The sequence below is a fragment of the Paenibacillus sp. R14(2021) genome, from assembly GCF_019431355.1.
GTDB lineage: Bacteria > Bacillota > Bacilli > Paenibacillales > Paenibacillaceae > Paenibacillus_Z.
Genome location: NZ_CP080269.1, coordinates 5,301,738 through 5,316,573 on the forward strand (window position 1 = coordinate 5,301,738; position 14,836 = coordinate 5,316,573).

At 55.8% G+C, this 14,836-nt stretch carries 12 protein-coding genes and 1 pseudogene; 8 read left to right on the forward strand and 5 right to left on the reverse strand.

The features are described from left to right. The first annotated feature begins 148 nt into the window (after window positions 1–148). The 7 genes and pseudogenes from KXU80_RS24560 to KXU80_RS24590 form a co-directional block, all read left to right on the forward strand. Complete coding sequence (locus KXU80_RS24560) at window positions 149–1,921, forward strand: cache domain-containing sensor histidine kinase (protein WP_219835727.1); 1,773 nt, start codon at window positions 149–151, stop codon at window positions 1,919–1,921. Window positions 1,922–1,923: 2 nt separating this feature from the next. Continuing rightward, window positions 1,924–3,558: a response regulator transcription factor gene (locus tag KXU80_RS24565; RefSeq protein ID WP_219835728.1), complete on the forward strand. Its 1,635-nt coding sequence runs from the start codon at window positions 1,924–1,926 to the stop codon at window positions 3,556–3,558. Between the two features lie 95 nt (window positions 3,559–3,653). Continuing rightward, entirely contained in the window at window positions 3,654–5,015 is a 1,362-nt protein-coding gene (locus KXU80_RS24570) for an ABC transporter substrate-binding protein (protein ID WP_219835729.1), read from the forward strand. Between the two features lie 108 nt (window positions 5,016–5,123). Then, window positions 5,124–6,014 carry a carbohydrate ABC transporter permease gene (locus KXU80_RS24575; protein ID WP_219835730.1) on the forward strand — a complete coding sequence of 297 codons (891 nt, stop codon included), beginning with the start codon at window positions 5,124–5,126 and terminating at the stop codon, window positions 6,012–6,014. Between the two features lie 12 nt (window positions 6,015–6,026). After that, the gene (locus KXU80_RS24580; RefSeq protein ID WP_219835731.1) at window positions 6,027–6,833 is read left to right on the forward strand and encodes a carbohydrate ABC transporter permease; all 807 of its coding nucleotides are present in this window, start codon (window positions 6,027–6,029) and stop codon (window positions 6,831–6,833) included. A gap of 15 nt (window positions 6,834–6,848) precedes the next feature. Beyond that, window positions 6,849–8,924: a glycoside hydrolase family 43 protein gene (locus KXU80_RS24585; protein ID WP_219835732.1), complete on the forward strand. Its 2,076-nt coding sequence runs from the start codon at window positions 6,849–6,851 to the stop codon at window positions 8,922–8,924. Window positions 8,925–9,251: 327 nt separating this feature from the next. Then, a pseudogene (locus KXU80_RS24590) lies at window positions 9,252–9,653 on the forward strand (carbohydrate ABC transporter permease); the annotation flags it as partial. A 142-nt stretch (window positions 9,654–9,795) separates the two neighbouring features. Here the strand turns inward: KXU80_RS24590 and KXU80_RS24595 are convergent. The 5 genes from KXU80_RS24595 to yicI all read right to left on the reverse strand — a co-directional run bounded on the left by KXU80_RS24595 (window position 9,796) and on the right by yicI (window position 13,675). After that, the gene (locus KXU80_RS24595; protein WP_219835733.1) at window positions 9,796–10,185 is read right to left on the reverse strand and encodes an SRPBCC domain-containing protein; all 390 of its coding nucleotides are present in this window, start codon (window positions 10,183–10,185) and stop codon (window positions 9,796–9,798) included. A 2-nt stretch (window positions 10,186–10,187) separates the two neighbouring features. Further along, window positions 10,188–10,367, reverse strand: coding sequence for a hypothetical protein (locus KXU80_RS24600; protein ID WP_219835734.1), 180 nt, complete (start codon window positions 10,365–10,367; stop codon window positions 10,188–10,190). Window positions 10,368–10,415: 48 nt separating this feature from the next. After that, complete coding sequence (locus KXU80_RS24605; protein WP_219835735.1) at window positions 10,416–10,874, reverse strand: SRPBCC family protein; 459 nt, start codon at window positions 10,872–10,874, stop codon at window positions 10,416–10,418. Continuing rightward, complete coding sequence (locus tag KXU80_RS24610; RefSeq protein ID WP_219835736.1) at window positions 10,855–11,181, reverse strand: ArsR/SmtB family transcription factor; 327 nt, start codon at window positions 11,179–11,181, stop codon at window positions 10,855–10,857. The genes KXU80_RS24605 and KXU80_RS24610 overlap by 20 nt, the downstream gene beginning before the upstream one ends. A 169-nt stretch (window positions 11,182–11,350) precedes the next feature. Next, on the reverse strand, window positions 11,351–13,675 hold the full coding sequence (yicI, locus tag KXU80_RS24615) for an alpha-xylosidase (protein WP_219835737.1): 2,325 nt from the start codon (window positions 13,673–13,675) through the stop codon (window positions 11,351–11,353). A 119-nt stretch (window positions 13,676–13,794) separates the two neighbouring features. Here yicI and KXU80_RS24620 point away from each other — a divergent pair, with 119 nt between their 5' ends. Beyond that, complete coding sequence (locus tag KXU80_RS24620; protein ID WP_219835738.1) at window positions 13,795–14,682, forward strand: AraC family transcriptional regulator; 888 nt, start codon at window positions 13,795–13,797, stop codon at window positions 14,680–14,682. The last annotated feature ends 154 nt before the right edge of the window (window positions 14,683–14,836 follow it).

The window sequence follows — 14,836 nt, forward strand, 5'->3', positions numbered from 1 at the left end:
CAAGTTCGCGTCTGACTGCTCCTTGAATAGAAGAGCTATTGTCACCTGAACATAGTTGCCTCTATGATAGGAGAATATATTTGGAAGGGGCATCTTCGCGACCGTGAATCGCGGGAGTGCTTCTGTTCGGCGCCAGCGGAGGTATAGGATGCGTTATAGTATTCGCACTAAAATTTTTATCAGCTTCTCGGTTCTGTTGATTGCGTCCCTCAGCGTGGTCACGCTGCTGTGGTACAGGCAATACTCGTCCAGCCTGCGGGAATCGTCGGAGGATTTCATGTACCGTTCCATTACGGAAGCGAACAAGACGTTCGAATTGACGATGAAGGACATCGACTTCATCAGCACGACGATTGCGCTGAACCGACCGAACGTCATCGATGTCCTAATTGGCGATGCGGGCGATTCCGTATACGACCGGCTCCAGAAGGACCGCAAGCTGGACAACTACATTGCCAGCTTCTACGGCTACAAATACTATATTTCCGGCATCAGTGTCGTCAGCGAGAACGGGAGGTCGTATTCGCAGGGCAGCACGCTGACCGCAGAGCAGTTTAGGGCGTCCCCTTGGTATAAGCGAATGGTGGAGCGCAAGGGCAAGCCCGTATTCGTGACGACGCACGCGGGCTCCGATTTGAACAAAGTGTCCGCGATTCCGAATCAGAACGTGGTTTCGATCGCAAGGTCGATTATGGACGGCGGTCGCCCAGTCGGCTATGTGCAGATCGATTTCAACTACGAGGTCGTGCAGAAGATGTTCAGCTCGCCCATCACCGAGGACGGACGGCTGTTCCTGATGGACGACAAGGGCAGCTTCGTATTTGCGGCACATAACCTGGACATTAACCGGAACATTGGACAGACCGAATACGCGGCTATCATGCCGAAGCTGTCCGGCTCGTCGGGACGCCTCATGATGACGGTCGCCGGGGAGCCGATGTATATCGTTTATTACAAATCCGACTATACGAACTGGACGACGGCTGCACTCGTATCGAAGTCGGCGCTGCTCGCGAGCAGCAAGAAGACGGCCAATGCCTCCATGCTTGTACCGTTGCTCACCATGGTTGCGGCCCTGCTCGTCGCGACGATACTGGCGAGGACGATTACGCGCGGAATCGGCAGACTGCATACGGCCATGAAACGGGTCGGCACCGGCAACTTGAGCGAGACGATTGCCATCCGCTCGGGCGACGAGGTAGAAGAGCTCAGCCGCGGGTTCAACCAGATGGTCGAGAGCATCAAGCTGCTCGTGGAAGATGTGAAGCGCACGGAGAAGAACCGGCACGATATGGAATTCAAGGCGCTTCAGGCGCAGATCAATCCGCATTTTCTGTTCAACACGCTGAATCAGGTTAAGCGGTTGGCCGACATTCAGAAGGCCGATAATATTAAGGATCTCGTCTCCTCGCTGCTCGTTCTCCTGCACAACAGCATGGGCAAGGGCGGTGAAATTCAGACGCTTCACGAAGAAACGCTCTATTTGAGGCATTATTTGAACATTCAAGAGTTCCGGTATTACGATAAATTCGAAGCGGTGTTCGATATCGATGAAAGCATTGCGGCGAGCACGATTCTAAAGTTCACGCTTCAGCCCATTATCGAGAACGCGCTGATCCACGGCATCGAGCCGCTGAGGGGCAGAGGCATGATTACGGTGAAGGCAGCGCGGGACGGCGATGATATCCTGATCCAAGTGTCCGACAACGGTGTCGGCATGCCGCAGGACAAGCTCGAATCGCTGTTCGAAGCGGGCTCGCCGTTCGAGAAGAACAAGCTGCGCTTCAGCGGCATCGGTCTGCGCAACGTACAGGAGCGAATCAAGCTGCATTACGGCCCCAAATATGGGCTCTCGGTAACGAGCGTACCTGATTTATATACGACGGTGACGGTTCGCATTCCGCATCGAGAGGAGGAATAGCCATGCTTAACGTATTATTGGTCGACGACGACCTGCCGATGCTGAGTGCCTTAAAGCATCTGATGGATTGGACGAGCTTCGGCTTCGCGATCTGCGGCGAAGCGACGAACGGCAAAGCCGCCATCGAAATCGCTATGGCAAGGAGACCCGAGATCGTCGTCACCGATATGAGCATGCCGGGCATGGACGGCACGGCGCTGATCGCTTATTTGGCGGAACATTTGCCGGATGCCAAGGTGATTGCTTTGAGCGGCTACAGCGATGTCCACTATATCCGGGGCAGTATGAAGAGCGGCGCTGTCGATTATATTCTGAAGCATGAATTGACGGCCGAGGTCATGCTGCAATCGCTGCGAGCGGCCTCCGAGCAGCTGGCTGCCCGCAAGCAGGAGCAGCAGCGTACGATGGACATTGAGCGTCAGCTTGCGCTCGGCCAATCGGTGCTGCAGCGCAGCGCCGTGCGCAAGCTCGTGCAAGGCGCTTACGCATCCGAGGAAGAAATGAATGCAGAGCTCGAGCGGATGCATATGGACGTGTACGATAGCATTCTGACCGTTGTGGTGATGGAATGCGATCATATTCTTATGCTTCGGGATACCCGGAGCAAGGCCGAGCTCGCGCAGCTGGCGAGCGCGCTGGAGGATATCGTCGTCAATATTGCGTCGGACGCGGATCGCGCTTATGTCACCCAGCTGGAGGAAGGCCGCTTCGCGGTGCTCTTCTGCCTCAGCACCAACAGCCAGCTGGCCTGGCATGCGCTCATTCATGAGACGCTGAGCCGCATGCGCACCAGCATCAAGCGACAGCTGAACTTGACGGTCAGCTGCAGCGTCAGCTCGTCGTTCAACGGCATCGGTCGTGTGAAGGAAGCCTATTCGGCTGCGGAGAAAGCGCTCAGCGAACGGTTCTATGCCGGCAACGATACGGTGATTTGGCCGGACATTCCGAAGCGAGGGCAGAACGGCTCCGCGATAACGGTCGACGTCAAGCTGTCGCAGCAGCTGTCGCAGCAGGTGCTCAAGCTGAACGAGAGCGGGTGCATGGCGCTGCTGGGCGAGCTGTTCGAGCGTATGGTCGCGGTGCGAGCCGCTTCCAAAACCGCGCAGATGGCGTGCGTGGAGCTGCTTCATATCGTGCACAAAATCGCCAAGGAAGCGGGCCTCTCGAGCGGCGTTATTTTCGGCGGAGATCATAATCCATATGAGACCATTCTTCGGTTCGATACGATCGGGGCGATGCGGGAGTGGATGACAGGTGTGTTCGACAGCCTAATCCGCGGACTGAAGGCCAACCAGATTGGTGCCGGTTACTCGGAACCTGTGCGCCGCGCCTTGGATTGGATCCGCAGACATTATGCCGAAGCCGTGACGATGCAGCAGGCAGCCGACGAAATCGGCGTCAATGCCTCGTACCTGAGCCGGCTGTTCAAGGAAGAGGTCAAGCAGGGCTTCGCCGACTACGTCAGCCGTTACCGCGTCGGTCAGGCGAAGGAGCTGATCCGCTCAGGCGAAGCCGATTTGAAGGAGATCGTGCCGCAGACCGGCTTCAGCAGCTACAATTATTTCTTCACGGTGTTCAAGAAGATTACAGGTATGACGCCGCTCGAATACGAGAAGCATGTCAAAAAGATAGAGTAAAAGTAAAAATAATGGAGTCCGCGCGCGGGCTTCTTTTTTCTATGATGAGTACAGATACAAACAGCTTGGCACACACATAGGGAGGTTTCAAACAAATGGCAGCAAAATGGAAAATGGCAGTGACCGGGGCGCTTGCAGGCGCGCTGATTATATCGGCAACGGCATGCGGCAGCTCGGACAACAGTTCAAACGGCGGCAACAACACGGCGGGCAATGCATCCGGCGGCGGAGCGAATAACGGCGGACAGCAGCAAGAGACCGTCACGTTCTGGTCGTGGGTGCCGACGGACATTCAATCCAAGAAAGTCATCGAGGAGTTCGAGAAACAGAATCCGAACATCAAGGTTGACTACTGGCGCGGCGAGCAGTCCGACTTCCAGAAGAAGCTGCAGGTGGCGATTGCGGCCGGCGAAGGTCCCGATTTGATGGGGATGCAGGTCGGAGGGATGCTGAACCAATACGCGAACACGCTCGAACCGATCAAGCCAATGGCTGACGATAAATGGGGCGCGGGATGGGAAGACCAATTCGTGTCGTCTGCGATCGATCAAGTGAAAGCCACTGACGGCACGATGGTAGCACTGCCGCTCAACTTGACGGGACAAGAGTTCGTGCTCTACAACAAAGCGATCTTCGACAAGCTTGGCATCAAGGACGTACCGAAAACGTACGATGAGTGGACGAAAGTCAATGCGACAATCAAAGCGGCCGGCATCGTGCCAGTGGCGATGGGTGCCAAGGATACATGGCATGACGTCGACATGTTCGTCGCGCTGAGCAACCAGTTCGCGCCTGGCAAAATCTACGAAGCTGAGCAAGGTAAAGCGAAATTCACGGATCAAGCGTTCGTGGACACGATGAAAGCTTGGAAGAAGATGTTCGATGAAGTGTTCCAAGACGGTGCGCTTGGCTTGTCGACATATCCGGATGCGCGCGACCAATACTTCTACTCCGGCAAAGCCGCGATGTTCCTGACCGGCTCTTGGCATGTCGGCTATGCGCTGCCAGGCGGCGAGAAAGCCGGCTCGAAGATCGAGAACGACGCAACGGGCATGTTCCTGCTGCCGCAAATCGGTCCAAACCCGTCGAGAGCGGCGGCGAGCGTAGATACGGCGCTTGCGATCAGCAAAGAATCGAAGCACAAGGATGCGGCTTGGAAGCTGCTTGAGTTCATGACGAAGGGCGACGGTCAGCAAATCATGGCCGACTTCATTCAAGGCTCCCCGGCGAAGAAAGGCATCGAAGTGAAGACGCTGGATCAATTCAAATTCGATTCCGAGAAGGAAGCGGTCAAAACGGTCAACGAAGCGATCGCGAACGCAGTCGGCAAACGCCTCTTGAACTACCCGGAGCTGAACAACGCCCTCGGCGTAGCGCTGCAAAACGTGGCTGCAGGCCAGAAAATCGAAGACGCGCTCGCAGAAGTTCAGAAGGCTTCTGAAGGCATAACGAGATAACGAATAACGGAACGAAGGCGGGGCAGTAATCCATTATTGCCCTGCCGTTTATTACCGGCTCGTACAGAAACGACCGGATAGGAACAGGGATAACAAGGAGTGATGAGCATGTCCGGTAAACGATCCGTGCTTTCCGGAGGCAAGGCCTATCTGTACATTTTACCGATTCTGCTGCTGTCAGGCTTGTTCTTGTACTACAGCATCGGCTTTACGTTCTACACGAGCTTCCATCAGTGGAACGGCATCGATTCGCATATGAAATACATCGGCTTCGATAATTACAAGAAGCTGTTCGCGGACAAAGCGTATCTGACTGCACTCCGCAACAATTTGCTTTTCTTTGTGTTCACGGTCACGATTCAAGCGGCGCTTGGTTTGCTGCTTGCCGTGCTGCTTCGCGCGAAATTAGCAGGCAGCAACATATTCAAATCGATTTACTTTATTCCGGTCATTATGGCTCCGATCATTATCGCGGCGATTTTCCGCATCATCATGGACACGAATTTCGGCGATTTGAACGCAACGCTGCGTGCGCTGCATCTGGATTTCCTGGCCGTATCCTGGCTCGGCGACCCCAAATACGCGCTTATGTCCATCATTATCGTGAATATATTCGAATGGATGGGCTTCAGCATGACGCTCTATTACAGCGGCCTGCTTGCCATCCCGGATGAAATATACGAATCGGCCAAAATGGACGGCTCCGGCTTCTGGCGGACGCTGTTCCAAATTACGATTCCGCTTGTCGGCGGCACCACCTCGACGCTTGCCGTGCTCGGTATCGTCGGCTCATTGAAAACCTTCGACATCGTATCGCTTATGACGGGCGGCGGTCCGGGACGATCGACGGAATTTCTAACGACGTACGTGTACAAGAAAGCGATCGACGAATTCAACGGCGGCATGTCTGCCGCTGCCGGAGTTACGATACTGGTGATCGCGCTCGTCATGGCACTCGTCCAGCTGCAGCTCGGCAACCGGCAGCAGCGCGATTTATAGGGAGGAACGGGCATGTTTACCAATCTAAGCAAAACGCATAAAATAATCATACAAGCCGTTCTCGTGGTGTTTGCAGTCTGCTGGTTGTATCCGCTTGTCGTTGCCGTCGTGCAGTCGCTCAAAATCCACGGCTTCGGCAACTACGCGGCGGTCATGCATCATCCGAAGGTAAATTATTTCCGGGTCGTATTCAACAGCCTGCTCGTTGCATTCGCAACGATGATCATCGTCGGCCTGTTCGCGACGCTCGGCGCCTACGCGTTCTCGAAGATGCAGTTTAAGCTCAAGAACGTACTGTTCTATTCGCTCGTGGCCTGCCTCGCCATCCCGGCTACGGCGGTCATGTCGCCGCTCTTCTTTACGATGAAATCGATTCACCTGATGAACACCTATTGGTCGCTGATTCTGCCGCTTGCGGCATTCAACGCGCCATTCATGCTGCTCATTCTCAAGAATTATTTCGACGGCATTCCGAACGCCATTCTGGAAGCAGGGATGATCGATGGCAGCTCGTCCTTCCGGATGTACCGCCAGATCATGCTTCCGCTTGGCATGCCGGCTATTATTAACATCATGGTGCTGACCTTCATTTATTCATGGAACGATTACATTATTCCGCTCTTGTTCGTCCGCAAGGAAGCCATGTATACGGTCACGCTGGCCACGCAGTACTTCACGGGGACGACGAGCCAGACGCCGGAGATGGTTGCGCAATTATATGCCGCACTGATTCTGATGACAATTCCGTCGGTGGCCATCTATATGTTCGGCCAGCGCTTCATGCAGGCCGGACTGACGGCCGGCGCGGTCAAAAGCTAGGAGGAGAAACAATCGATGCCAGAACAGCGTTCATCCGCATCACTGCCTGTCATGGGCGAGAAAACCTATAAGAATCCGCTTCCGGTCAAGGGGCCGAACGGCTCAGCGCCGACCGCGGGCGTCCTTCCGGATCCCTACGTGCTGAAGCATAAGGGCGTCTATTACGCGTATGCGACAGGCCAGCGGGGCGTCTCCGTGCTGTTCTCGAGGGACGGAATCGACTGGGAGCATCGCGGGTATGCCTACAGCCGCGAAGGCAGCAAGGAATACTGGGCGCCTGCTGTCATCTACGATAACGGTATGTTCTACATGTACGTGTCCGCGATGCCGGAAGGCGAAGACGATGTGCACGAAGAGCGGCTGCTCGTTGCTTCTTCGCCGGCTGCGGAGGGCCCGTTCTTGTACGTCAAGACGTTCTTCGACACCTTCTCGCTCGATGCGCATGTCGTCAAGGACGAGCAGGGCGACTATTTCATGTACTACTCCAATAATGAGTATATGGGCGTAGACGGCGAGCGGCCGGGGACGGTTATTCTGGTCGACCGCATGACAGATCCGCTGACGCTGGAAGGGAATCCGCAGCTTGTCGTCGCCCCGACGATCGACGAAGAGATCTACGAAGAGAATCGGTTCGGCGACGGCCGCAATTGGCATACGATCGAAGGTGCCTTCTATTTGCGGCGCGGAAGCAAGCATTACATGATGTACAGCGGTAATGCTTACGTACGTCCGAACTATTTTCTCGGTTATTCCGTCGCTGACGCTTCGGAAGGCAAGCCGCAATCCGAGCTCAGCTGGCGCAAATATCCGTCCGACGATACGTTCGAGCCGCTGCTCAGCAAGAATGAGGGCGTGGAGGGCGTAGGCCATAATTCCGTCGTCCGCGGCCCGAACAATGTGGACGAGTGGGTCTACTACCACGGCCGCAATGCCGAGGACGAGCTGGACTTTAACCGCGAGCAGCGCACGATGCGCACTGATCCGCTGCTATGGAGCGGAGACGACATGTATGTGGCGGGCCCAAGCTATGCCCTGCAGGACGCGCCCGCGCTGCCGGCGTTCCGCGATTTGTTCGAAAGCCCCGGCGGGGAGCAGGCGTTGTCCACGGCGTGGGAAGTGCTGTCCGGTACTTGGCAGGCAGCAAACGGCGAAGCGCTGCAGACGGAGCGATCGGCCGTGCGCGCGGCTGTCACGAAGGAAACCTTCGGCAGCATCGTCATGGAAGTGAGCCTCAACTGGCAGCATGACCATCGCGGCGGCCTCTATGGTCTCTATCCGTGCTACGCGAGTGCTGACGATTACGTCATTACCCTGCTTGACGTCGGCCAGCGGCTGCTTGTCACCTACGCGGTCAGCGGCGGCGTGAAGCACGCGGTGAAGGAAGTCCGGCTGCCGCGGGACTTCCGGTTCGATGTCTTCCACCTGCTCCGCGTCGAGCGGACAGGGACGCGTTACGTCATTCAATTGGACGGCGTAACACGGGTTGAAGCCGACTTTCCGCTCTCGGAAGGCCGCGCCGGACTCGTGACGCTGCAGACGTCGGCCGCCTTCGCGGGCGTCGAGATTACGCGTCATATCGCGCTTGAGGAGCGCATGCCCGAGGGCTTCGCGAGCCGCGTGAAGCGAATCGAAGGGCAGGGCGCGGCCGAAGTTCGCGGCGGTGCGGTGACGGTCCGCTCGGCGCGGGAACGCTCGGCATGGCTTATTGACGAGCCGATTGGCTGGTCCGGCGGCTACCGCTTCGCTTTCGATTTCAACCTGGATGCCGGCGGCACCGGTATTGGCGGCTATGCCGTTCATGGCGGCGCGACGGGCGCGGTCGAGATGCTTGCAGACCGAGCTTCGGCCCTCTTGAAGCTGACCTTGATCCGCGAAGGCGCTGCTAGCCTGCTCGGCAAGGTGCCGGTTCCGGCAGACTTCAATTGGAGCCGCAGTCACACGGTCGACGTGACGTTCCGTCCCGGTAAGCTAACGGTCCGCTTGGACCGGATCATGCTGTTTGCCGGGGAAGTTCCGGTAATGGCAGGAGCGCCGGGGCTGATCGCGCAGGGCAACGCGGCGTTCCGGAACATAAGGGTGACAGGGGTTTAGGGTAAGAATGCAGCTGCGGCCGCTTTCCGGTGAATATCGCCGGGAAGCGGCCGTTTTTGCGTTGTTTGAATACTGCTTCATTGCATGGCGCAAGCGAATAATGGTGAATTGTTCGTTTGTATAATTATGAGGAAGCGCTATAATGAACCTATTCTGTCTATGGAGGGCATCCCGTGATCGCAAGATGGTGGCAGCGGTTGATTGGACGCATACTATTCCATGACCAAGTGGAACGGCGTAGGCAAGCATAATAAATTTATCGGACTCAAAAATTTCAAAGAACTTCTGACTTCGGACACGAATGCGTTGAAGGCGCTCGTCTTTACGCTTGAATACTGGGGACTTAGCGCGCCGCTTGCCGTGTTTATGTTTCACGGATTCGTCAAATCGCTTCCGCTGGAGCTTGAGGAAAGCGGCGCCATTGACGGCGCATCGCCTTACGGCATCTTCGTGCGCATCGTATTCCCGGTCATGGTGCCGGTCATCAGCACGGTAATTATCCTGAACGTCATGTGGATATGGAACGACTTCCTGCTGCCGCTGCTTATGCTGAACGGCGAGCAGTCGACGCTGCAGCTGGCATCGTACAAATTCTTCGGCCAGTACAAGAGCGAATGGCAGTATGCGCTCACGGCCGTCGTCTACACGTCGATTCCGCCGATTGCGGTGTTCCTGTTCCTGCAGAAGTACATTATTAAAGGCATGGTTGCAGGCGCCGTGAAAGGATAAGCTTCGCGCAAATAGCCCGCTTTGGCCGAACATCGGCCGGAGCGGGCTTGTTTGTCGTTTATGCCGCATGAACGTTCAAGCAGCGACTTGATGTTGCTCAAAGTCCTTGTTACTGGCTCTTCTCTCGCAGCCTTTCGAACGGTTATGCCAACAGCTTCTCGATAGGCACCCAGTAGTTCTCGTGCCATCCGCTGGCGAGATGCTCGCCTTGATCCTCCGGAAAACCGGTGTGATCGAAGTGGAGGACCGTCTCGGAACCCTGCGCCTCAAGCTCGATTTTGACGATGGAGTAAACGCCTTCCTCCCAATTCGCGACGCGCCAAGCCTGTACGATGCGTTTGTTCGGCACGAGCTCGATGTTGCGTCCCGCGATCATGCCTCCAAAACAAGAGAAGCTCCCGCCTTCCTCCGCATGGATCTCGGTTGGTGCTCCGCCGACGGCTTTGCTGAATTGATCGCTGCTGAGAAGGACGCCATAAACGCGATCCGGGCTGGCTTTAAACGATACTTCTTGGCGAATGCCTGCGCTCATCGTTACGCACCTGCCTTTAACTGCTTATCCTTGTTGACGAGCCACTGTTCGAGCATGTCGACCGTCATGCTTTTCAGCATATCCGCATGATCCTGAATGGCGTGATGCCACATGGCTGCCTCTACTTGATAAGGACTGTCGCCCTTTGCTTCAAATCCGCATGCGCAAGTTAATACAGTCATCGTATTCGACTCCTTTATTGATGGTTTCATTTCATGGTCATTTCTTGGTCATTCATGCATGGCTTGCTCGGACCACGGATCGATGCCGGGATCTTGGCCCTGCGCTGCCGCTTGTACGCGCGGCATGTAGTGCGTCCAGCCTTGTACATGCGAGGCAATGTCCGTTGCCGGCAGCCCGTAATGCGTCAAAACCAAGAGCGTGCCGTTATCTTGGGGAGTGAGCCTGAACTCGACGGTACTAGAGCCGGGAGGCACCGTCTTCGATTTCTCCCAACCCCACGACATGACGATTTTCTCGTTTGGAACAATCTCCTTGTATTCGCCCATCGCAACGTCGCTTCCGTTCACGTCGATGCGGTATTTGCCGCCGATGCTTGGATCGAGCAACACGTGACGTCCCATCCAGCGGACCAATTTGTCCGGCTGGGTAAAAAACGAGAATAAGGTTTCGGGCGAGCATGCGATAAATAGTTCTTTTCGGATCGTGTCACTGCTTGTTGAATTCATGTTTTCTCCTTTCTTCCTCTTCGGCGGCTTCCTTCAGACGCAGCAAGCTGTCATCCCAGAAGCTCTCGATATACTGCATCAATTCGGCGAAACCTTCCCTCCTAATGCCATAAAATCGTTTGGTCCCGGATCGTCTTACGGTAACGAGGCCGGCTTCCTCCAAAATTTTAAGATGCTGCGATATAGCTGGCGCTGAAACGTCGAAATGCGACGCGATGACGCTGGAGGTCAGCTCCCCCGTACGGACGAGATGTAAAATATCTCTGCGCCTTGGCTCCGTTATGGCTTGGATGGCTTTATCGATCATGGTGGTAATGTACCATGTACTTAATTAAGTGTCAACTTAATAATGGTGGAATGCCATGATTTCATGCTCTTTGGCGGGGGAGGAATGAAAACAGGACGCTGCAGATCGAATCTGCGGCGTCCTGTTTTGTCATGTCATGAACGAAGTAGGGTGCGTTTCAGTGCGTATTTTACAGCTGAATTACCAATTGGGCTGCGCCGGCAGCCGGGATGATCCGTACGCCTTCAGCGCCTGCATCGGCTGTGCCGCCTTGAACGGAAGCGGCGGCGTTTACGCCGCGAAGGAGCACGTTCCAGCCTTCGGCAGTGCCTTCCGTATCCACCGTGATCGTCGATCCGCTGCGGCTTGCTGCCGCGGTGAAGGCTGTCTCGCCCGTTACCGTCGGCACGACCGCGGAAGCGGAGGCGCCGTCTTGGAGCGCGTACAGCTCAAGCGTCACGTTCGCCGCATAGTCATAGTCCGGACGGCTGTCTTCTGCGCCGACAGGAATCAGCGAGTTCTCGCGAACGAACAGCGGCAGGCTGAAGTAATCGTAGCTTTCCGTGCGCCATACGCCGCCTTCGATTTGCTCGCCGGTCAGGTAATGCGTCCATGTGCCTTTCGGCAAGTAGTAGGTCGATTCGCCTTCGGCATTAAAGATCGGCGCGACGAGGAGGGATTCGCCGAGCATGTACTGGCGGTCCACGTAATCGCAGGTTGGATCTTCATTGAATTCGAGCACCATCGCGCGCATGACCGGCAGGCCGATCTGCACGGATTGCACGGACTGACCGAACAGGTAAGGCATCAGGCGCAGCTTAAGCTTCGTGTAGTGGCGAAGCACGTCGACTGCTTCCTCGTCGAACAGCCAAGGCACGCGGTACGACGTGCTGCCGTGCAGACGGCTGTGGCTCGACAAGAGGCCGAACGCCACCCAGCGCTTGTACAGATCCGGCGGAGCGCTTTGCTCGAAGCCGCCAATGTCGTGGCTCCAGAAGCTGAAGCCGGACAAGCCGAGCGACAAGCCGCCGCGAAGACTCTCCGCCATCGACTCGTACGTTGCTTCGCAGTCACCGCCCCAGTGAACTGGGAATTGCTGCCCGCCGGCCGTTGCTGAACGTGCGAACAGGGCTGCCTCGCCTTTGCCGCGTTTCTCTTCCAGCAGCTCGAACACGACTTTGTTGTACAGCTGTGTGTAGTAGTTGTGCATTTGGTGCGGATCGGAACCGTCGAACCAGACGACATCCGTCGGAATGCGCTCGCCGAAATCGGTTTTGAAGCTGTCCACGCCCATGTCGATCAGCGCCGCAAGCTTGCTCTTGAACCAATCGCAGGCTGCAGGGTTCGTGAAATCGACAAGGCCCATGCCATATTGCCACAGATCCCACTGCCATACGCTGCCGTCCGCGCGTTTCACGAGGTAGCCGAGCTCCATCGCTTCATCGAAGAGCGGAGATTTCTGAGCGATGTAGCTGTTGATCCAGACGCAGATGTGCAGTCCTTTCGCTTTCAAGCGATCCAGCATGCCCTTCGGATCCGGGAATACGCGCTCGTCCCATTCGAAGTTGCACCACTCGTACTCCTTCATCCAGAAACAGTCGAAGTGGAATACCGCAAGCGGAAGATCGCGTTCAGCCATGCCGTTAACGAAGCTCGTTACGGTTGCTTCGTCGTAGTTCGTCGTGAAAGACGTCGTCAGCCACAGGCCGAAGGACCAAGCCGGAGGAAGCGCAGGCTTGCCGGTCAAGGACGTGTAGTTCGAGAGCACATCCTTCAGCGTTTCGCCGCCGACGATGTAATATTCCAGCGATTCGCCCGGAACGCTGAACTGCGCCTTGGATACTTTCTCCGACGCGACCTCGTAAGAAACAAGCTCAGGGTGATTAACGAAGACGCCATAGCCGCGGTTGGTCACGTAGAACGGAATGTTCTTATAGGATTGCTCGGTAGCCGTTCCGCCGTCTTGGTTCCAGATATCGACGGATTGGCCGTTCTTGACGAAAGGCGTGAAGCGTTCGCCGAGGCCGTAGACGGTCTCGCCGATTGCGAGATCAAGCTGTTCGCGGAAGTGGTGATTGCCGTTGTCGGCTTTCACGTAGCCGGTCGAGCGAGATCCGCTTTGCGTCAGCTTTCTGCCTTTATAGGTATAGCGGATGGCGATCGGATGCACTTTCGTGATCGTTACGGCCGTATCTCCGCTTGTCAGCTTCACGTACTCATCCGTATTCTCGATATCAACAGAAGCGCGGCCTGCGGCCAGAAGCGGGAACGAAGAAGGGCCCAGACGACGCGTTCCTTTATGGTGAAAGAATTTCGCGCGGATGACGTCCTTCATCGGAGAAGAAAACTCCATCGTCATCAATGGCTCGTTCAGTGTATTCCCGCGGTTCTCCAAATGGCGATGCGTCGCGTAGACCGTAATGCCGTTCTCGCCGACTCTAACGTCATGTACCTCGTAAGGCGTGAGCACTTGGTACCCTTCGCGGGTCATCCAATAGCCGTCGCTGAATTTCATCGGGGGTTCATCCTCTCATCATAACGAATGCTTTCAATAACAGTATACTGATTGAAAAATTTATTTTCTTGCATTATCATGCTGTATATTAACACAATCATGATAATTGAGGTGTGAAAGTGGATATTCGTCATTTGCGCGAGAACCGTAGGCACGGCAGTCCTGATTTTCCCGTCGGCATTTATCGCATGGTGCAGGCGGCTGGGGAGCCGATTCTGGATAATCACTGGCATGAGGAGGCCGAATTTCTGGCGGTCGAAAGCGGGGAAGCCATCTTCCAAATCGGCTTGTCGACTTATCATGTGCAAGCAGGCGAGGTGTTGTATATACCGGGAGGAGAGCTGCACGGCGGATATGCAGTTAACGACTCGGCTTGCACCTATGCCGCGCTGGTGTTTAATTTAGACTGGCTGACAGGGCCGGGTGACGGCGCGACGCTTCGATATTTCGAGCCCATGCAGCGCGGCCAGCTGTCGCTGCAGCCCCATGCGGATGCGGGAGGAAACCTCGCCCAGGCGTTATTCCGCCATTTGAGCCCGCTGATCGAGCTCGAGCACGCGCAGGATCCGGCAAAGCCGCTGCGGCTGAAGGCCGGCTTGTTTCAACTGTTCGCCGAGTATGTCTCGCATGATTCGTTCGTGCGCAGAGAGCCGCGTTCGCCGATCGACACGCATACGCAGGAGCGGCTGAAGTCGGTCCTTACGTATATCGATCTGCACTATTCCCGTAAGCTGACGATCAAGGAGCTCGCAGCCGAAGCGGGGATGAGCGAAGGCCATTTTACGCGGGTATTCAAATCGTTCATGCGCAAGACGCCTGTTGAATATATCAATCTGCTGCGGATTCGAATCGCGGCAGCGCTCCTTTCGGATCAGAAGACGACGGTCGGAGAAGCAGCCCTGGAATCCGGCTTCGACAACTTTAGTTATTTTTGCAAATTATTCCGCACCGTATACCAGTGCACCCCTTCCGAGTATCGAAATCGCGACGGCGCAGCGAATGTCTGAACGTATGCGATCGTCCTCGTTCGTCTCGTGAAACATCGGCTGGCGGGGACAGGGAGGAAATAAGGATTGGCAGGGGTAAAACACCGCAAAAACAGCCAATGAGGCCCTGCGGGGGACGATTTGTACCCCTGTAATCGGACAATTCGTACGGTTT